The sequence below is a fragment of the Janthinobacterium pasteuri genome (genome assembly GCF_051380775.1).
Classification (GTDB): Bacteria; Pseudomonadota; Gammaproteobacteria; order Burkholderiales; family Burkholderiaceae_D; genus Janthinobacterium.
Genome location: NZ_JBNYXS010000001.1, coordinates 291,131 through 309,171 on the forward strand (window position 1 = coordinate 291,131; position 18,041 = coordinate 309,171).

General features: G+C 62.9%; 17 protein-coding genes. 13 read left to right on the top strand and 4 right to left on the bottom strand.

Annotated features, from left to right (window positions below; all coding sequences use genetic code 11):
• Positions 1-122 precede the first annotated feature (122 nt).
• From miaB to ACQ4WN_RS01360, 11 genes are all read left to right on the top strand, one after another.
• Positions 123-1,490, top strand: a complete 1,368-nt coding sequence (miaB, locus tag ACQ4WN_RS01310; RefSeq protein WP_436549921.1) for a tRNA (N6-isopentenyl adenosine(37)-C2)-methylthiotransferase MiaB — start codon at positions 123-125, stop codon at positions 1,488-1,490.
• Entirely contained in the window at positions 1,487-2,551 is a 1,065-nt protein-coding gene (locus ACQ4WN_RS01315) for a PhoH family protein (RefSeq protein WP_436524890.1), read from the top strand. Before miaB ends, ACQ4WN_RS01315 begins: the two co-directional genes overlap by 4 nt.
• Entirely contained in the window at positions 2,535-2,999 is a 465-nt protein-coding gene (ybeY, locus tag ACQ4WN_RS01320) for an rRNA maturation RNase YbeY (protein WP_436549922.1), read from the top strand. The genes ACQ4WN_RS01315 and ybeY overlap by 17 nt, the downstream gene beginning before the upstream one ends.
• 4 nt (positions 3,000-3,003) lie before the next feature.
• Positions 3,004-3,423 (top strand): DUF4259 domain-containing protein, encoded by a 420-nt coding sequence (locus ACQ4WN_RS01325; protein WP_436549923.1) that lies wholly within the window; start codon positions 3,004-3,006, stop codon positions 3,421-3,423.
• A 117-nt stretch (positions 3,424-3,540) separates the two neighbouring features.
• Entirely contained in the window at positions 3,541-4,419 is an 879-nt protein-coding gene (locus ACQ4WN_RS01330; protein WP_436549924.1) for a CorC family transporter, read from the top strand.
• 79 nt (positions 4,420-4,498) lie between these two features.
• Entirely contained in the window at positions 4,499-6,025 is a 1,527-nt protein-coding gene (lnt, locus tag ACQ4WN_RS01335; RefSeq protein ID WP_436549925.1) for an apolipoprotein N-acyltransferase, read from the top strand.
• A 148-nt stretch (positions 6,026-6,173) separates the two neighbouring features.
• Positions 6,174-7,091, top strand: a complete 918-nt coding sequence (gene glyQ, locus ACQ4WN_RS01340; protein WP_436549926.1) for a glycine--tRNA ligase subunit alpha — start codon at positions 6,174-6,176, stop codon at positions 7,089-7,091.
• A gap of 53 nt (positions 7,092-7,144) precedes the next feature.
• Positions 7,145-9,247 (top strand): glycine--tRNA ligase subunit beta, encoded by a 2,103-nt coding sequence (glyS, locus tag ACQ4WN_RS01345; protein ID WP_436549927.1) that lies wholly within the window; start codon positions 7,145-7,147, stop codon positions 9,245-9,247.
• Complete coding sequence (gene gmhB, locus ACQ4WN_RS01350; protein WP_436549928.1) at positions 9,247-9,825, top strand: D-glycero-beta-D-manno-heptose 1,7-bisphosphate 7-phosphatase; 579 nt, start codon at positions 9,247-9,249, stop codon at positions 9,823-9,825. Before glyS ends, gmhB begins: the two co-directional genes overlap by 1 nt.
• 16 nt (positions 9,826-9,841) lie before the next feature.
• Positions 9,842-10,582, top strand: a complete 741-nt coding sequence (locus ACQ4WN_RS01355) for a lysophospholipid acyltransferase family protein (protein ID WP_100874414.1) — start codon at positions 9,842-9,844, stop codon at positions 10,580-10,582.
• Between the two features lie 44 nt (positions 10,583-10,626).
• On the top strand, positions 10,627-11,547 hold the full coding sequence (locus ACQ4WN_RS01360) for a M48 family metallopeptidase (protein ID WP_436550088.1): 921 nt from the start codon (positions 10,627-10,629) through the stop codon (positions 11,545-11,547).
• Here the strand turns inward: ACQ4WN_RS01360 and waaA are convergent.
• From waaA to ACQ4WN_RS01380, 4 genes are all read right to left on the bottom strand, one after another.
• Positions 11,544-12,821: a lipid IV(A) 3-deoxy-D-manno-octulosonic acid transferase gene (gene waaA, locus ACQ4WN_RS01365; RefSeq protein WP_436549929.1), complete on the bottom strand. Its 1,278-nt coding sequence runs from the start codon at positions 12,819-12,821 to the stop codon at positions 11,544-11,546. The genes ACQ4WN_RS01360 and waaA overlap by 4 nt on opposite strands.
• A gap of 17 nt (positions 12,822-12,838) precedes the next feature.
• Positions 12,839-13,861 carry a lipopolysaccharide heptosyltransferase I gene (gene waaC / locus ACQ4WN_RS01370; protein WP_436549930.1) on the bottom strand — a complete coding sequence of 341 codons (1,023 nt, stop codon included), beginning with the start codon at positions 13,859-13,861 and terminating at the stop codon, positions 12,839-12,841.
• A gap of 4 nt (positions 13,862-13,865) precedes the next feature.
• Complete coding sequence (locus tag ACQ4WN_RS01375; protein ID WP_436549931.1) at positions 13,866-15,260, bottom strand: phosphomannomutase/phosphoglucomutase; 1,395 nt, start codon at positions 15,258-15,260, stop codon at positions 13,866-13,868.
• Between the two features lie 79 nt (positions 15,261-15,339).
• Positions 15,340-15,648, bottom strand: a complete 309-nt coding sequence (locus ACQ4WN_RS01380) for an H-NS histone family protein (protein WP_077408468.1) — start codon at positions 15,646-15,648, stop codon at positions 15,340-15,342.
• 456 nt (positions 15,649-16,104) lie between these two features.
• Between ACQ4WN_RS01380 and ACQ4WN_RS01385 the strand changes: the two genes are divergently transcribed.
• Together ACQ4WN_RS01385 and ACQ4WN_RS01390 are read left to right on the top strand one after the other, a co-directional pair.
• Positions 16,105-16,944, top strand: coding sequence for a symmetrical bis(5'-nucleosyl)-tetraphosphatase (locus tag ACQ4WN_RS01385; RefSeq protein WP_436549932.1), 840 nt, complete (start codon positions 16,105-16,107; stop codon positions 16,942-16,944).
• An 89-nt stretch (positions 16,945-17,033) separates the two neighbouring features.
• Positions 17,034-17,954, top strand: a complete 921-nt coding sequence (locus ACQ4WN_RS01390; RefSeq protein WP_436549933.1) for an AraC family transcriptional regulator — start codon at positions 17,034-17,036, stop codon at positions 17,952-17,954.
• Positions 17,955-18,041 lie beyond the last annotated feature (87 nt).

The window sequence follows — 18,041 nt, forward strand, 5'->3', positions numbered from 1 at the left end:
GGTCATCCACCGTCCCCGCCCTGGGTGGCGCACGGCGCAAGCCCCCTTGCCGCCACACTTATTTGCCACACTTATTTACCCCATTTGTTTGCCGCCACATTTACCGATAAGCACCCGACTCCATGCAGAAAAAAGTATTCATTAAAACCTTCGGCTGCCAGATGAACGAGTACGACTCGGACAAAATGGCCGACGTGCTGGGCGCCTCCGACGGCCTGGTACGCACCGACACGCCGGAAGATGCCGATGTGATCTTGCTCAACACCTGCTCCGTGCGCGAAAAGGCGCAGGAAAAGGTCTTTTCCGACCTGGGCCGTCTGCGTGAGCTGAAACTGGCCAAGCCAGACCTCTTGATTGGCGTGGGCGGCTGCGTGGCCTCGCAGGAAGGCGACGCCATCGTCAAGCGCGCGCCGTATGTCGACATGGTCTTCGGCCCGCAAACCCTGCACCGCCTGCCGCAAATGATCGAGTTGCGCCGCTCCAGCGGCGCCTCGCAGGTGGACATCAGCTTCCCGGAAATCGAAAAGTTCGACCACATGCCGCCGGCCAAGGTGGACGGCGCCTCGGCTTTTGTTTCCATCATGGAAGGCTGCAGTAAATATTGCAGTTACTGCGTCGTGCCCTACACGCGCGGCGAGGAAGTGTCGCGCCGCTTCGAAGACGTGCTGACGGAAGTGGCGGGCCTGGCCGCGCAGGGCGTCAAGGAAATCACCCTGCTGGGGCAGAACGTGAATGCCTACCGCGGCGCGATGGAAGGCGGCGAGATTGCCGACTTCGCCCTGCTGCTCGAATACGTGGCCGATATTCCCGGCATCGCCCGCATGCGCTTCGTCACCAGCCACCCGAAGGAATTCACGCAGCGTCTGATCGACGCCTATGCGAAAATCCCGCAACTGGTCGACCATTTGTACCTGCCGGCGCAGCACGGTTCCGACAAGGTCCTCGGCGCCATGAAGCGCGGCTACACGGGCCTCGAATACAAGTCCATCATCCGCCGCATCCGCGCCGTGCGCCCGAATATGGCCATTTCGTCTGACTTCATCGTCGGTTTCCCTGGCGAGACGCAGGCCGACTTCGACGCCATGATGAAGCTGATCGCGGACGTGGGGTTTGACAACAGCTACAGCTTCATCTTCAGCAAGCGCCCCGGCACGCCGGCCGCCAGCCTGGAAGACGACACGCCGCACGAAGTCAAGCTGGCACGCCTGCAGCAGCTGCAGGCGGCCATCGACGCCAACACACGCAAATACAGCCTGGCCATGGTGGGCAGCGTACAAACCATCCTCGTCGAAGGCCGCTCGAAGAAGGACACAGATGACAGCGAGCTGCAAGGCCGCACGGAAAACAACCGCGTGGTCAATTTCGACGCCGGCCCGGACGGTTTGCAATTAATCGGCCAGCTGGTCGACGTGCGCATCACCGAAAGCCATTCCTACACCCTGCGCGGCGAACTCGTCGCCAGCGCACCCGCATTGAAAAGAGCCAGTTGAAAACCAAAGCCCCGATACAGCCGCATTACTTCATTCCCGAGCCGCTGGACAACACGCGCCTGGCGCATCTGTGCGGGCCGCTCGATGAAAACCTGCGCCAGATTTCCGCCGCCCTCGACGTGACGATCTTCCGCCGCGGCGAGAAATTCATCGTCGGCGGCAGCAATGCCGAACGCGCCGTGGAAATACTCGAACAGTTCTACGCGATTGCCAACAAGGTCGTGCCGCTGGAAGAAGTGCAACTGGCCCTGGTGGAACAGCGCGCGGGCCTGTCCGCCGCCTCGGAACACCACGCCAACGCGCCCATCAGCACCTTCGTGGAACCGGACATCGCCAGCCCCGTGCTGAAAACCCGGCGCAGCGACCTGCGCGGGCGCACGCCGCACCAGATCGCCTACCTGCGCGACATCCTCGAACACGACATCAGCTTCGGCGTGGGTCCGGCCGGCACGGGCAAGACCTACCTGGCCGTCGCCTGCGCCGTCGACGCGCTCGAACGCGACGCCGTCAAGCGCATCATCCTGACGCGCCCCGCCGTCGAAGCGGGCGAACGCCTGGGCTTCCTGCCGGGCGACCTGGCGCAAAAGGTCGACCCGTACCTGCGCCCCCTGTACGATGCGCTGTACGATTTGCTGGGCTTTGACCGCACGCAAAAGCTGTTTGAAAAACAGGTGATCGAGATCGCCCCGCTGGCCTACATGCGCGGACGCACGCTCAATCACGCCTTCGTCATCCTCGATGAAGCGCAAAACACCACTGTCGAACAGATGAAGATGTTCTTGACGCGTATCGGCTTTGGCAGCAAGGCCGTGGTGACGGGCGACGTGACGCAAGTCGACCTGCACAAGAGCCAGACGAGTGGCCTCATCGACGCCGTGCACGTATTGAAAGATGTACGCGGTATCGGCTTCACCCAATTTAACAGCAGCGACGTGGTGCGCCATCCGCTCGTCGCCCGCATCGTCGATGCCTATGAAACGGCGCAGGCGGCCGGTGCCAACGCCGCCCAGTTACTCCCCCTGATCAAACCAGCAGCCGCCAAAAATGTCCGAAAAAAATAAACTGTCCTTGTCCGTGCAATACCCGGATACTCGCCTGGAAAGCCTGATCACGCGCCCCAAAGTGCGCCGCTGGGTCAAGGCGGCCCTGTTCGCGCCGGCCGAATTGACCATCCGCTTCGTCGACGCCGAGGAAGGCCGTACCTTGAACCGCGACTACCGCGAAAAGGACTACGCCACCAACGTGCTGACGTTTGCCTACAACGAAGGCGAAGAGTTGGGCGACGACGAGCCGACGCGCGCCGACATCATCCTGTGCACGGACGTGCTGGAAAAGGAAGCGGCCGAGCAAAAGAAGAGCGTGGAAGAGCACACGGCCCACCTGATCGTGCACGGCGTGCTGCATGCGCAGGGCTACGACCACATGGATGACGAGGAAGCGGCCGAGATGGAGGGCCTGGAAACGGAGATCCTCGCAAAACTCGGCATCACCGACCCGTACAAGGAGTAAGACCATGGGAACCTGGGCGCTAGATGCCTTCGGCAACGACTACGCCATGGATTGGGCGCAGGATTTGCACGAATATAAAACACTGGAACTGGTCGAGACCACGCTCGACAACGTCATCGACAGCACGGAAGCGGAGCTGGAAGCGCCGTTCGCCGCCGAAGCGCTGGCCGCGCTGGAGGTGATCGCACGCCTCTTGGGCAAGCCGGGCGAGGACGACCCGGCCACCGCGGAAGTGGACGAATGGGTAGCCGCCTGCAAGAAGAAAGTCACGCCGCCGCTGCTGGAAAAGGCGCGCCTGGCGTTCGACAGGATCGTGGCGGAGACGTCGGAACTGCGCCAGCTGTGGCAGGACAGCGAGCATTTCGCCGACTGGCAGGCCGACGTGGCGCACTTGCGCGCGCGCGTGCTGGGCCAGGACGCCTGAAACGTCGGGCAACGGTGTACTTCAGCGTATTAAATTTGCATCAAAAGCGGGGAAATCCGGTATTGCCCCACTTTTGGTGTATCCTATATCCCTTCGCAACAACGGCTCACGCCTCCTATGCCCGAGCACCCTAGTGGCGTCAGAACTGACGTCAAGCCCCACCGGTCACTGTTTGAACGCCTGACCGCACTCATATCCCCCGAGCCAGAGAACCGTGCAGAATTGCTCGATGTTCTACACGATGCGCATGAACGCAAGCTGATCGACGCCGACGCCCTGTCGATGATCGAAGGCGTGTTCCAGGTATCGGATCTCTGTGCGCGCGACATCATGATTCCCCGCTCGCAAATGGATGTCATCGACATCAGCAAGCCGATCGAGGAATGGATGCCGGAAGTCCTGTCGACCGCCCACTCGCGCTTCCCCGCGATCGAGGGCGAGCGCGACAAGGTCATCGGCATCCTGCTGGCGAAAGATTTGCTGCGTTATTACGCAGAAGAAACTTTCGACGTCCGCGACATGCTGCGCCCCGCCATCTTCATCCCCGAATCGAAACGCCTGAATGTGCTGCTGCGCGATTTCCGCGCCAACCACAATCACATGGCCATCGTCGTCGATGAATACAGCGGCGTCGCCGGCCTGATCACCATCGAAGACGTGCTGGAACAGATCGTCGGCGATATCGAGGACGAATACGACTTCGACGAAGCCGAGGACAATATCCTCTCGCTCAAGGAAGGCCAGTTTGGCCCCCGCTGGCGAGTCAAGGCGCTGACCGAGATCGAACAGTTCAACGAAGAAGTGGGCAGCCACCTGGTGGACGACGACGTCGACACCATCGGCGGCCTGGTCTCGAAATATCTGGGCCGCATGGCGCACAAGGGCGACATCTTCGACCTGGGCAGTTTGCGCTTCGAAGTGCTGCGCGCCGATGCGCGCCAGGTGCACGTGCTGCTCGTCGAACGCCTGCCCAACGTGCCGGAACTGGAACTCTGACATGCGCGTGCTGTAAATGCGTTTCAGACGCTTAGATCCCAACGCCCCCGCCAAACCGCCCCGCAGCACCTGGGCGCGCATGCTGACTGCCGCCATCGCCGGCGCCGTCGCGGTGCTGGCGTTCGCCCCTTTCGGCTACTGGCCATTGCAAATCCTCAGCCTGGGCGTGCTGTTCTACCAGGTGCTGCGCGCCTCGAACGTCAAGGCAGGTGCACTGATCGGCTGGGCCTATGGCTTCGGCTGGTGCGCAGCCGGCACGCACTGGCTGTACATCTCCATGCACCGCTATGGCGACATGGCCGCGCCAATCGCGGCCATCGCCGTGGCGCTGCTGGCCCTCTTGATGGCCATTTACGTGGCCCTGGCCATGGGGGCGGCCGCCTGGCTGCGCAAACGCTGGGTACTCTCGTTGCCGACAATGACGCTGTTGATCTTGCCTTCCCTGTGGACCCTGTTCGAATGGACGCGCGGCTGGCTATTTACGGGTTTTCCTTGGCTGGCCACCGGCTATGCCCACAATGCCGGCCCGCTGGCCGGCTATGCACCCATCGTCGGTTCATATGGCCTGGGCTGGCTGGCGGCGCTGTCGGCCGGCGCCTTGCTCTTGCTAGTCCATCCCCTGCACCGCACGCGCTGGAGCGCGCTGGGCGGCCTGGTCGCGCTGTACGCGGCCGGCGTTGGCTTGCAGTATGTGGCGTGGACGCACCCGGTCGGGCGCCCGATCACGGTGCGCCTGTTGCAGGGCAATGTGCCGCAGCAGCAGAAATTCGACCCCGGCTTCGTGCTGGGCGCACTGCAGATGTACCAGAGCGCCATCACCAGCGCGCCGGCCGACCTGATCGCCACGCCGGAAACAGCCGTCACCGTGCTACCGCACCAGCTGCCGCCCGGCTATCTGGATAGCCTGGCGACTTATTCGCAGCAGACGGGCAGCACGATTTTAGTCGGCATGCCCGTGCTCGACGAACAGCAACGCTTTTACAATGCGGCGCTGGGGATCACGCCACAAGGCGCGCCAGGCTCCTACTACCAGTACCGCAAGCACCACCTGGTGCCGTTCGGCGAATTCGTGCCGCCCGGCCTGCACTGGTTTGTCGCCATGATGGCCATCCCGCTGGGCGACATGGGCCGCGGCGCCGACGTGCAGGCGCCGCTGCAGGTGCGCGACCAGCTGGTGCTGCCGAATATCTGCTACGAAGACTTGTTTGGCGAGGAAATCGCCGGCCAGCTGGCCAGCGCCCACCGCAATGGCAAGCAGTCGGCCTCGGTGCTGCTGAATATCTCGAACCTGGCCTGGTTTGGCGATTCGATCGCCATCCCGCAGCATCTGCAGATTTCGCAGATGCGCAGCCTGGAAACGGGTCGCCCCACGCTGCGCTCGACCAACACGGGCGCCACCGCTGTCATCGACGGCAAAGGCGTGGTGCAAAGCCTGCTGCCGCCGGAACAGCAAGCCACGCTGGCAGCCAAGGTGCAAGGCATGGGCGGCATGACGCCGTACATTCTGTATGGCAATAAACTGGTGCTGGCCCTGGCCGCGCTGGCCCTGCTGACGGCCTTCCTGCTGTCGCGCACCGCCCGCCGTGGCCGCGCCGCGCAGGAATAGTCGGCCGATATTGCCCGAAGAGTCACAGTGGGCCGGCAAAAACCGCTAAAATTAGCAAAACTCCGGCCCGGACGCGCTTTCCAGGCAAGCGTCCGGCCTTCAAGCAAACCTTAACAAAGCGCAGCCTCCCGCGCGGCGAATTCATACGATGCTCACATTTCAACAAATTATCCTGACCTTGCAAACCTATTGGGACAAGCAAGGTTGCGCCCTGCTCCAGCCTTACGACATGGAAGTCGGCGCCGGCACCTTCCACACCGGTACCTTCCTGCGCGCAATCGGCCCGGAACCCTGGCGCGCTGCGTATGTGCAGCCGTCGCGCCGCCCGAAAGATGGCCGCTATGGCGAAAACCCGAACCGCATGCAGCACTACTACCAGTACCAGGTGGTGTTGAAGCCCGCGCCGGAAAACATCCTCGACCTGTATCTGGGTTCGCTGGCCGCACTGGGCCTGGACCTGCAACAGAATGACGTGCGCTTCGTCGAAGACGACTGGGAAAGCCCGACTCTGGGCGCCTGGGGCCTGGGCTGGGAAGTCTGGCTGAACGGCATGGAAGTGACCCAATTTACTTACTTCCAGCAAGTGGGCGGCCTCGATTGCAAGCCCGTGCTGGGCGAGATCACCTACGGCATCGAACGCCTGGCCATGTACCTGCAAGGCGTGGAAAACGTGTATGACCTGGTGTGGACCGAGTGGGAAGAAAATGGCGTGACGAAGAAGCTGAGCTACGGCGACGTCTTCCACCAGAATGAAGTGGAGCAATCGACCTACAACTTCGAGCACGCGAATACAGACCTGCTGTTCGAACAGTTCGGCAACTACGAAGCGGAAGCGAAGCGCCTGATCGAGCTGCAACTGACCCTGCCCGCCTACGAGAAAATCATGAAGGCCTCGCACAGCTTCAATATGCTGGACGCGCGTGGCGCCATCTCGGTGACGGAACGCGCCGCCTACATCGGCCGCGTGCGCACCCTGTCGCGCCTGGTGGCGCAAGCGTATTACGACTCGCGCGAGCGCCTCGGTTTCCCGATGCTGCCCGCTGCAGACCAACCCGCCGCCGCTTAACTTCGAGCCTCCATCATTCGAGCCTCTACACCGCCGTACCAGACAAGAACACCATGAACCAAACACTGCTCATCGAACTGCTGACCGAAGAACTGCCGCCGAAGGCGCTGGCCAAACTGGGCGCCGCCTTCACCGCCGGCATCGTCAACGGCCTGAAGGCTCGCGACTTCCTGGAAGCCGACAGCGTCGCCACCAGCTACGCCTCGCCGCGCCGCCTGGCCGTCTCCATCACCAACGTGCGCGAAGTCTCGCCCGACAAATCCATCCGTGAAAAAGTCTTGCCCGTCTCCGTGGCGCTGGACGCGAACGGCAACGGCACGCCGCCGCTGGCCAAGAAACTGGCCGCGCTGGGCTTCCCCGAGCTGACGGTGGCCGAGCTGGAACGCGCCGTCGACGGCAAGGCTGAAAGCTTCTTCTACACCTACACGGCGCCAGGCAGCCAGCTCGCCACCGGTGCGCAAGCCGCATTGACGGAGTCGGCCGCCAAGCTGCCGATTCCAAAACTGATGAGCTATCAGCGCCCGGATGGCACGACCGTGCAATTCGTGCGCCCGGCCCACAGCCTGATCGCCCTGCATGGCATCAATATTCTGCCGTTGACCCTGCTGGGATTGACGGCTGGCCGCACCACCCTGGGCCACCGCTTCCTGACCGATGGCAAGGCTATCACCATCGCGCACGCGGAAAACTATGCCGCTTCCCTGATCCTCAACGCCAGCGTCATCGCCAGCAACGAGGAGCGCAAGGAGCGCATCCGCGCCCAGCTGCTGGACAAGGCCGGTGCCGACCAGGTGCTGATGCCCGAAGCGCTGCTCGACGAAGTGACTGCCCTGGTCGAATGGCCGGTCGTGTATGAGTGCCACTTCGAGGAAGAATTCCTGGCCGTGCCGCAGGAATGCCTGATCCTCACCATGCAGACAAATCAAAAATACTTCGCGCTGACCGACAGCGAAGGCAAGCTGCGCTCGCGCTTTTTGATCGTCTCCAACATCGAGACGGACACGCCAGAACACATCATCGGCGGCAACGAGCGCGTCGTGCGCCCGCGCCTGTCCGACGCCAAGTTCTTCTTCGAGCAAGACAAGAAGAAAACCCTGGCAGCGCGTTTGCCGTTGCTGGCCAACGTGGTCTACCACAACAAGCTGGGCACGCAAGCGGCACGCACAGAACGCGTCAAGTCGCTGGCCGGCGCCATCGCCGCCAAATTGGGCTACGACGTGGCCCTGGCCGAACGCGGCGCCCTGCTGGCCAAGGCCGATTTGCTGACCGACATGGTGGGCGAATTCCCCGAGCTGCAAGGCATCATGGGTACGTACTACGCGCGCCATGACGGCGAACCGGAAGAAGTGGCGCTGGCCGCTTCCGAGCACTACCAGCCGCGCTTTGCCGGCGACAACCTGCCGTCGACCGCCACCGGCACCGCCGTGGCCCTGGCCGACAAACTCGAAACCCTGGTCGGCATCTGGGCTATCGGCCTGGCGCCCACGGGCGACAAGGACCCGTTCGCGCTGCGCCGCCACGCCCTGGGCGTGCTGCGCATGCTGCTGGAAAAGCGCTTGCCCCTGTCGATCCAGGGCTTGCTGGGCGACGCCGCTGCGCAATTTTCCGCCATTCCCGGCTTCAAGGACCCGGTGGCGGACGTCACCACCTTCATGCTGGACCGCCTGCGCGGCATCCTGCGCGAACGCGGCTTCTCGCCGAATGAAATCGAAGCCGTCGTGGCGCAAAATCCCGACCGCCTGGATGACATCGTGCAGCGCCTGGAAGCCGTGCAGGCGTTTGCCGCCCTGCCGGAAAGCGCCTCGCTGGCCGCCGCCAACAAGCGCATCACGAACATCCTGAAAAAGAACGAGGAAGCCGTCAACCAGGTCGCCGCCGGTGGCGTCAACGTGGCGCTGCTGCAGGACGAAGCGGAGAAAAAACTCGCCGCTGCCGTCTCGCGCGTGCAGCCGGAAGTCGACGCAGCCTTCGCCAAGGGCGACTTCACCAGCACCCTGCAAACGCTGGCGCAGCTGCGCGACGACGTTGATGGCTTCTTCAACGACGTGATGGTGATGGCCGAAGATGTCGCCCTGCGCAACAACCGCCTGGCCTTGCTGTCGTCGCTGCACGGCATGATGAACCGCGTGGCCGACATTTCCAAGCTGGCGGCATAATGGGCACTCCGGCGCTGAAACTGATTATTCTCGACCGCGACGGCGTCATTAATCATGACTCGCCGGACTTCATCAAGTCGCCGGCCGAATGGCTGCCGATTCCCGGTTCGCTCGAAGCGATCGCCCGCCTGAACCAGGCTGGCTATCGCGTCGTCGTCGCCTCGAACCAGTCGGGCATCGCGCGCGAGTACTTCGACATGACGGTGCTGAACGCGATCCACCAGAAGATGCATACCCTGGCGCAGCAGGTGGGCGCCGATATCGACGCCATCTTCTTTTGCCCGCACGCGGGTGCGGACAATTGCGACTGCCGCAAGCCGAAACCGGGCATGTTCCATGAAATCTCGAAGCGCTACAACACCAGCCTGAAAGGCGTGCCCACCGTGGGCGATTCGCTGCGCGACCTGCAGGCAGGTTTCATCAGCGGCTGCGTGCCCTACCTGGTCCTGACGGGCAAGGGCGAAAAAACCAACGAAACGGGTGGCCTGCCGCCTGGCACCCAGGTATTCCCCGACCTAGCAGCCGTGGTCAGCCACCTGCTCAAGGCGCCAGCGCCCACCGTGGCATTCAGTATCTAATTTTCGGAGAACCGCATTGCGTAATATTTCCCTGTTCCTGCGATCCCTGCTGTTCATGACCATCATGATCGTGGCCACCATCGTCTGGGCCTGCGTGTGCTTTTTTGCCGCGCCATTGAGCTACAACAAGCGCTATTGGGTCACCTCGCGCTGGAACGTGTTTATCCTGTGGTGCGCCAAGGTCATTTGCGGCATCCGCTATGAAGTCAAGGGCGCCGAGAACTTCCCGGATGCGCCGGCCATCGTGCTGTCAAAGCACCAGTCGGCATGGGAAACCATCTTCTTGCTGCCCAGCCTGCCCCGTCCGCTGGTGTATGTATTCAAGAAGGAGATCCTGTACATCCCCTTCTTCGGCTGGGCCATGGCGCTGCTGCGCATGATCCCCATCGACCGCAAGCAGGGCAAGCATGCCTTCAAAAGCGTGGTCGCGCATGGCAAACGCCGCCTGGCCGACGGCCAATGGATTATCATGTTCCCCGAAGGCACCCGCATTCCCGTGGGCCAGGCGGGCAAGTACAAGAGCGGCGGCACGCGTCTGGCCATCGCCACGGGCGCCGTGGTGGTACCGATTGCGCATAATTCAGGCGAATGCTGGCCCAAGCAGTCATTCCTCAAACGCCCGGGACTGATCACCGTCTCGATAGGCAAACCGATTTCGCCGGAAGGGCAAACCCCGGACAGCATGATGCAACAGGTGGAAAATTGGATAGAATCAGAAATGCGCGTCATTTCGCCTCACGCCTACAACGCTGGCTAGACGGCATCAGCGCGGTCATCCAGGAGCCGACCCTGCGCCAGCAGATGAAGACCATCAAGGTCGGCGACCAGCAACTGGACCTGTTCGCGCACGACGTCTCGACCAGCACGCCCCCGGCGGTGCGCCCCACGGCACCGCCAGCGCCGCCCGTGGCGCCACCGCAAGTGGCGCCGCCGCCCATCGTTAGCCCTGCCCCATCTCCGTTGCCTTCCCCGCCGCGCACCGCTGATGGCCCGCCACTGCGCCAGCTGCAGCTGGGCAGCCACCTGATCGAATTCGCCCTGCGCCGCTCCACGCGCCGCTCCATCGGTTTCATGATCGACGATAACGGCTTGCGCGTGACCGCACCCAAGCGTGTCACCCTGGCCGAAATTGACAATGCCATCCGCGCCAAGCAAGGCTGGATCGTCTCGAAGCTGCTGGAACGGGGCGAGCGCAAGGTGCAGCGCCAGCAACGCCCACCCGTGGCATGGATCGATGGCGCCGTGCTGCCCTATCTCGGTGGCGAGATCACATTGCGATTGCACCAGGCGCCGCGCCACCGCGCCAGCTTCCAGCGCGAAACGAATGAATTGCACGTCTGGGTCACGCCCACGGGCAGCGAACAACAGTTGAAGGAAAAAGTGAAGGGCTGGTTCCAGCATGAAGCGCGCCAGCTGTTCGAAGCGCGGCTGGACCTGTATGCGGACAGGCTGGGCGTGCGTTACGATTCATTGTCGCTATCCTCGGCCGGCACGCGCTGGGGCAGCTGCACCATCGAGCGCAAGATCCGTCTGAACTGGCGCCTGATCCACTTCGCCCTGCCACTGATCGACTACGTGGTAGCGCATGAACTGTCGCACCTGCTGGAAATGAATCACAGCCCCCGCTTCTGGGCCACCGTGGAATCGATCTATCCCGACTACGATGGCGCCAAGCAGGCACTGAGAAAACGCTCGCAGGAACTCCCCGTCTTGTTCAATTAAACGGGCAGCAGGGTCTTGATGGCCGCAATCGTGCGCGGCGTGGCGCCACGGTGCTGCGCCGCGAAGGCCAGCGCCTTTTGCCCCATCGACGCCAGTTGCGCGGGATTTTGCAGCAAGAATGACGCCTGCGCCATCAGCGCGTCGGCGTCCGCCACCAGCGCGGCGCCGCCGGCGGCAATCGCCTGCTCGGTCACCAGCGCAAAGTTGAAGGTGTGGGGGCCGATCAGCACGGGTTTCCCCAGCGCCGCCGGTTCGATCAGGTTTTGCCCGCCCAGCGGCAGCAGGCTGCCGCCGACGAAAGCGCAATCGCAGGCCGCGTAATACGCAAACATCTCGCCCATGGTATCGCCCAGCAGCACCTGCGTGCCCGCCGTGACGGTATCGTCCTGCGCCAGGCCGGACCTGCGCTGCACGGCCAGGCCGTGCGTCAGCACCAGTTTTTCCACCTCGTCGAAGCGCTGCGGATGCCTTGGCACGATCAGCAGCAGCACGTTGGCGGGCAGGCTGGCGCGGGTAAAGGCATCAAGAATCAATGGTTCTTCGCCGTCGCGCGTGCTGGCGCACAGCAGCACGGGGCGTGCACCTATCGCACCGCGCAGCCAGGCGCCCGTCGCCAGGGCCGCCTCGGGCACGACGACGTCGAACTTGATGCTGCCCGTGACGACCACCTCCTGCACGCCCAGCTGGCGCACGCGATCGGCGTCGTCCTGCGTCTGCGCCGCGACCAGGGTGATGCCGCGCGCCGCATCGGCGATGAGCTTGCCCAGGCGCTGCGCCTTGCCCAGCGAACGCTGCGACAATCGCGCATTGGCCAGCACCACCGGCACTTTGTAGCGATTACATTGGTGGATCAGGTTAGGCCACACTTCCGTCTCCATCAGGATGCAGATGCGCGGCGCGAAATGGCGGATGAAACTGGCCGGCATGGCTCCCGTGTCGTACGGCAGGTAGCTTTGTAGCAGGCGCGCGCCGTGCTTGGCGAACAGGGTTTTACCGGTCGCACGTCCCGTGGGCGTCATGTGCGTGAGGACAATGCGGCAATCGGGCCATGCGGCCAGCAGCGCATCGATCAGCGGCTCGGCAGCGCGCGTCTCGCCGACGGAGACGGCGTGCAGCCAGAGCGTGGGAATCAGTGGTTTTGCCTGGCGGCCGTAGCAGCCCAGGCGCTCGCCCCAATGCTGGCGGTAGCCGGGCTCCTGGCGTCCGCGCAGCCACAGCCGCGCCAGCACCAGGGGCAAGGCCAGCCACCAGGCAAGGGTATAAAAAAGTCGCATGATAGGTAACGTTGAAGTCAGGCGGGGGGATGCTCGGCCAGCAGGCGCTGCGCCGCGGCCAGCACTTCCGGCACGCCGGGCGGCGCGCCTTTGTCGCCCAGGTTGATGATGTTCGGCGACCAGTTGCCTTCTGTTTTCCACCGTGGCGAATCTGCATAGATTTCCACCGTCGGACGCAGGAAGGCGGCGGCGATATGTGTCAGGCCCGTATCGACGCCGATCACCAGCGCCGCGTGGCGTGCCAGCAGGGTGGCCTCGCCCATCGACAGTTTCGGCAGCACGCGCGCGTTCGGCAGGCTGGCCGCCAACTGTTCGGCTTCCGCCTTTTCCTTGGGCGAACCCCAGGGCAGCAGAATGGGCATGGGCGAGAGCGCATGGCCGAGGGCGATCCAGTGTTGCGGCGCCCATTTCTTGGCGTCGCGCGCCGTGCCGTGGAAATACACGCAATATGGCGCCGCGCCCATCCAGTCCGGGCGCGGTTCGCTGCCTGGCACTGCCGGCAAGCCGAAATCGGCCCGCGTATCGACCGTGTAGCCGAGTGCGGCGGCAGCCACCAGGCGGCCACGCGCTACCGCGTGCGTACGCGGGTCGAGCGGAATGCTGTTGGTATGAAACAGGCGCGAAATGCCCTCGTAGCCGGAACCTTCGCTGCCGTTCGCCAGGCCAACCTTCTGTCCGCCTGGCGCCAGGCGCGCAGCACCCATGATGATGCCCGTCTTGAGCAAGCCCTGGGTATCGAACACGTAATCGTAGCGCGTCTGGCGCAGGCTGCGGAAAAAGGCGGCGATTTCCGCGCGCGTCTCTTTCTTGCCCAGGCTCTTGCGCCAGCGCCGCAGCGCGAACGGGAAAATGGTATTCACGCGGGGGTTCAGGCGCACCAGGCTGGTGTAGCCTTCCTCGACCACCCAGTCGATGGTCGCATCCGGATAATGACGGGCGATGTCTGCCACCATCGGCAGGTTATGCAGCACGTCGCCCAGCGAAGATACCCGCACCAGCAGGATTTTCAAGGGCGCCTGTGCGCCAGATTGAGCGGTCATGCTGTCAGAAGGGTAGAACGGCGTCAGGCTTGGCGGCCAGGATCACGCTCTTGAACTGTCCCTGGATGCGTGCCAGCGCTTGCGGCGTTTCCGCTTCGAAGCGCATGACGATCACCGGCGTGGTGTTGGACGAACGGGCCAGGCCGAAGCCGTCCGCATACTCCACGCGCAAGCCGTCGATGGTGATGATCTGTTCATTACCGGGGAAGACGGCGTCGCGGCGCAGCATGTCCATCAGCGCGACATTCTCGCCTTCCTTCAGTTCCAGATGCAGTTCCGGCGTGCTGTCGGACTGCGGCAGAGAGTTCAAAAGGGCCGAAGGATTGGCTTCGCGGGTGAGGATTTCCAGCAGGCGCGCGGCCGAATACAGGCCGTCGTCGAAACCGTACCAGCGGTCCTTGAAAAAGATATGGCCGCTCATTTCGCCACCCAGCGGCGCGCCCGTTTCACGCAGCTTGGCTTTCACCAGCGAGTGGCCCGTCTTGTACATCAGCGGCACGCCGCCATGCTTGCTGATCCACGGCGCCAGATGGCGCGTGCATTTCACGTCATACAAAATCTGCGCACCCGGATGGCGGGTCAGCACGTCGGCGGCAAACAGCATCATCTGGCGATCGGGGTAAATGATCTGGCCATCCTTGGTGACCACGCCCAGGCGATCGCCATCGCCATCGAAGGCGATGCCGATTTCCGCATCCGTCTCGGCCAGGCAGCGGATCAGGTCTTGCAGGTTTTCCGGATGCGCCGGGTCCGGATGGTGGTTCGGGAAATTGCCATCGACGTCGCAGAACAATTCGATGACGTCGCAACCCATGCCGCGGAACAGGTCGCCGGCAAATGCGCCGGCCACGCCATTACCGCAGTCGACGGCGATCTTGATCGGGCGCGCCAGCTTGACGTCACCCAGGATGCGCTCCAGGTAGGCGGCGCGAATATCGTGCGTGGTGTAGCTGCCCGGGTTGGCAACGTCCTTGGCGCTGGCGCTGCCGTCATGCGCGACGATGCTGTGGTACAGCGCCTGGATCGCCTCGCCGTGGATCGCTTCGCCCGCCAACACCATCTTGAAACCGTTGTAATCGGGTGGATTGTGGCTGCCAGTGACCATGATGCCGGAGCGCGTGTCTAGCACGTTCGTGCCAAAGTAAACCATCGGCGTGGCCACCACGCCCAGGTCGATCACGTCGACGCCGGCAGCCTGCAAGCCCTGCGCCAGCGCCGCCGTCAATTCAGGCCCCGAGAGGCGGCCATCGCGGCCGATCACGACCCGCTGCTCACCCTTGGCCAGGGCTGCCTGGCCAAATGCCTGACCGATCTTGTAGGCCACGCTGGCATCGAGGGTTTTAGCGATGATGCCGCGAATATCGTAAGCCTTGAAGATCGTTCTGGACAATGGAAGCATGGTATGGGCGCTATAAGTAAGGGTATCAATAGGGTGCATGGCAAGGTGAAGCACGCGACTGCGCCAAGAGTATACCGAATTATACGCGCAGCAGATCGATGGACTTGCCCGATTCCACCCACTGCCTGACCCACAGCGGCTGGCGGCCACGGCCGGTCCATTGTTCAGTGGCATTGTCTGGATGGCGGTAACGTACCGCGACTTTGCCCGTGCGCGGATGCAAGCCGTCGAGTATCAACTGTTTCAGCGGAATGCCCGCTTGCTGCGCGATGGCCATGATCTGTTCGCGCGCCTTGTTCAAGTCTTCACGCTCGCGGCTGTTCAATTCCTGCTTCACATTATCTTCCAGCTTGCGCAATTCCAGCATCGTCATCGTTGACAGATCCATCCGGTATATCCTTTACATTATTAAATAATAAAATCACGTGGAATATACTACATTGCATAAATATCTGCGCAACGTTGCATAATCCATCGCCGCTTGAATCACGGCCATCGACTTATTTATCTGTTCAACATTAAGATGAAATGAAGAATATACCGAAAGCACGCGTGAAAAATGCATAAACATGGATGAGTGGCATTCCGGCATGCCTGCCATACTGCTTGCAAGGCTTGCATGGTGCGACAATTATCCATTCCGATAAACGTGCCGGAGTATTATTGTCGATATGCGGCAGCGGGAAATGAAACCACATTAAATCCACATGCAGCATAATCGTCTCCCGACTTTTCCCTTCCAGCCGGCCGTGCGCGCAATCGGGCAGATGACGGCAAGGCAGCCAACGACTAAGGGCAGCCATGTTTATAATGCATGCGCGTAGTTCACTTCACCTCGGTACCTATGAAAACTTACTTTATCGGCGATCTGCAAGGCTGCCATGCACAAACCGTCGAACTGATCGAACGGATCCAGACGGCGGCAGAAGGCCCGTACCGGCTCCTGTTCGCGGGCGACCTGATCAATCGTGGCCCGGCATCGCTGGCCACCCTGCGCCATGTGCATGCGCTGGCGCAGCAGGGCCTGGCCGACAGCGTCCTGGGCAACCATGACTTGCACTTGCTGGCTGTAGCCAACGGCATCCGCCCGGAGCATGCATCCGATACGCTGGCCGAGATCCTCGACGCGCCCGATCGCGAGGAGTTGATCACCTGGCTGCGCCACCGTCCGCTCGCCTTGCAGCACCAGGGTCATGTACTCGTGCATGCAGGCCTGCTGCCACAATGGAACGCCTCCCAGGCCCTGTCCCTGGCCGAGGAAGTATCCGTCATGCTGCGCAGCGATGGCTGGGTGGCGTTCCTGCGTACCATGTACGGCAACGAGCCGGCTGCCTGGCGCGACGACCTGCAGGGCGCCGACCGGCTGCGCTGCATCGTCAACGCCATGACGCGCCTGCGCTTTTGCACACCCGATGGCGTGATGGACTTCAAGATGAAGGAGAGCGGCAGCGCGCCACCGGGTTCCAAGCTGCTGCCGTGGTTCGACGTGCCCGGCCGGCGCAGCGCTGGCGACACCGTCGTCTTCGGCCACTGGTCGGCGCTGGGACTGCAGTTGCGACCCCACCTGATCGGCCTCGATAGCGGCTGCGTATGGGGTGGTAAACTGTCCGCCGTGTGCCTGGAAGACCGCTCGCTGCTGCAAGTGGACTGTCCTGCCTTCCAGCGGCACAGTGGCAAACAGTAAGCAGCATCGCGCGCATATGCTTAGTCGAAATCGGTCGTTTGCCTTGCCTCGCGTGGTCCGTATGATGCAGCTTTTGCCTGTCCCATCCCATGCACCCTGATACCGACAGACTGGCACGCTGGCTGCTCGGCAGCCTGGAACTTGACACCGCCGTCCTGCACGTGGGCCAGTACTGCGGCCGCTGGCGCGCTTCCACGGCGGGCCGGGAACTGGGCAGCTTTCACCTGGTGCTCGATGGCCACTGCTATTTGCATCTCGATGGCGCGGCGCCGATTGCGCTCGGCCCGCGCGATGGCGTCTTCCTGCTGCGCGACTTGCCCCATTTCCTCAGCCCCCACAGCGATCCGCTGCAGGCGGTCAGCGCGCAAGCCATGCTGCCGCTGCAGACGCCCACGGACCAGCCGGCGACGGCGCTGGCCTGCGGCTTCTTTCAATTTCGCGGCGCCCTTTCCGCGCTGATCGTCGACTCCTTCCCGCCGTACCTGCTGATACGCGGCGACGCGCCAGCCTTCAGTGCCGCCGCCGCGCTGTTCGACCTGATCCTGGCAGAGGCAGGCGGTGACCCGGAACAGCCATCGCCGCTCATAGCGCGCCTGGTCGAACTGCTGTTCTTCTACCTGATCCGCCATGTGGCGCAGGGCGAGCAAGTGGCAGCCGGCCTGCTGTCGCTGCTGCACCAGCCCGCATTTTCGCCGCTGCTCGAACGCATGCTCGACGCCCCCGCCGCCGACTGGTCGATTGAAAACATGGCCAAAGCGGCCTGCATGTCGCGCGCCAGCTTCTGCAAGCATTTCGCCAGCGCCAGCGGCCACTCACCGGCCCAATTCCTGCTCCTGCTGCGCATGAAGATCGCCGCGCGGCGCCTGCACGACGGCGTCTCCGTCGAACGCGCAGCCGAACTGGTGGGCTATCGCTCGCACGCCGCCTTTACGCGCGCCTTCAAGCGGGTCACGGGCGAGCAACCGGGCGCCTACCGGCGCGACCAGCGCCAGCGCCAACTGGCCAGCTGACATCAAGGTGTGCGCAATCAAAGACGAACGAGCACAAAAGGACGACGCTGACGTCTGTTGCATGCACGGCATGGCCGATATAATGGC

Excerpts from the sequence above, each read along its gene's own strand:
- miaB (WP_436549921.1), top strand. The coding sequence starts at position 123 with ATGCAGAAAAAAGTATTCATTAAAACCTTCGGCTGCCAGATGAACGAG.
- ybeY (WP_436549922.1), top strand. The coding sequence starts at position 2,535 with ATGTCCGAAAAAAATAAACTGTCCTTGTCCGTGCAATACCCGGATACT.
- ACQ4WN_RS01325 (WP_436549923.1), top strand. The coding sequence starts at position 3,004 with ATGGGAACCTGGGCGCTAGATGCCTTCGGCAACGACTACGCCATGGAT.
- ACQ4WN_RS01330 (WP_436549924.1), top strand. The coding sequence starts at position 3,541 with ATGCCCGAGCACCCTAGTGGCGTCAGAACTGACGTCAAGCCCCACCGG.
- lnt (WP_436549925.1), top strand. The coding sequence starts at position 4,499 with ATGCTGACTGCCGCCATCGCCGGCGCCGTCGCGGTGCTGGCGTTCGCC.
- glyQ (WP_436549926.1), top strand. The coding sequence starts at position 6,174 with ATGCTCACATTTCAACAAATTATCCTGACCTTGCAAACCTATTGGGAC.
- glyS (WP_436549927.1), top strand. The coding sequence starts at position 7,145 with ATGAACCAAACACTGCTCATCGAACTGCTGACCGAAGAACTGCCGCCG.
- gmhB (WP_436549928.1), top strand. The coding sequence starts at position 9,247 with ATGGGCACTCCGGCGCTGAAACTGATTATTCTCGACCGCGACGGCGTC.
- ACQ4WN_RS01360 (WP_436550088.1), top strand. The coding sequence starts at position 10,627 with ATGAAGACCATCAAGGTCGGCGACCAGCAACTGGACCTGTTCGCGCAC.
- waaA (WP_436549929.1), bottom strand. The coding sequence starts at position 12,821 with ATGCGACTTTTTTATACCCTTGCCTGGTGGCTGGCCTTGCCCCTGGTG.
- waaC (WP_436549930.1), bottom strand. The coding sequence starts at position 13,861 with ATGACCGCTCAATCTGGCGCACAGGCGCCCTTGAAAATCCTGCTGGTG.
- ACQ4WN_RS01375 (WP_436549931.1), bottom strand. The coding sequence starts at position 15,260 with ATGCTTCCATTGTCCAGAACGATCTTCAAGGCTTACGATATTCGCGGC.
- ACQ4WN_RS01380 (WP_077408468.1), bottom strand. The coding sequence starts at position 15,648 with ATGGATCTGTCAACGATGACGATGCTGGAATTGCGCAAGCTGGAAGAT.
- ACQ4WN_RS01385 (WP_436549932.1), top strand. The coding sequence starts at position 16,105 with ATGAAAACTTACTTTATCGGCGATCTGCAAGGCTGCCATGCACAAACC.
- ACQ4WN_RS01390 (WP_436549933.1), top strand. The coding sequence starts at position 17,034 with ATGCACCCTGATACCGACAGACTGGCACGCTGGCTGCTCGGCAGCCTG.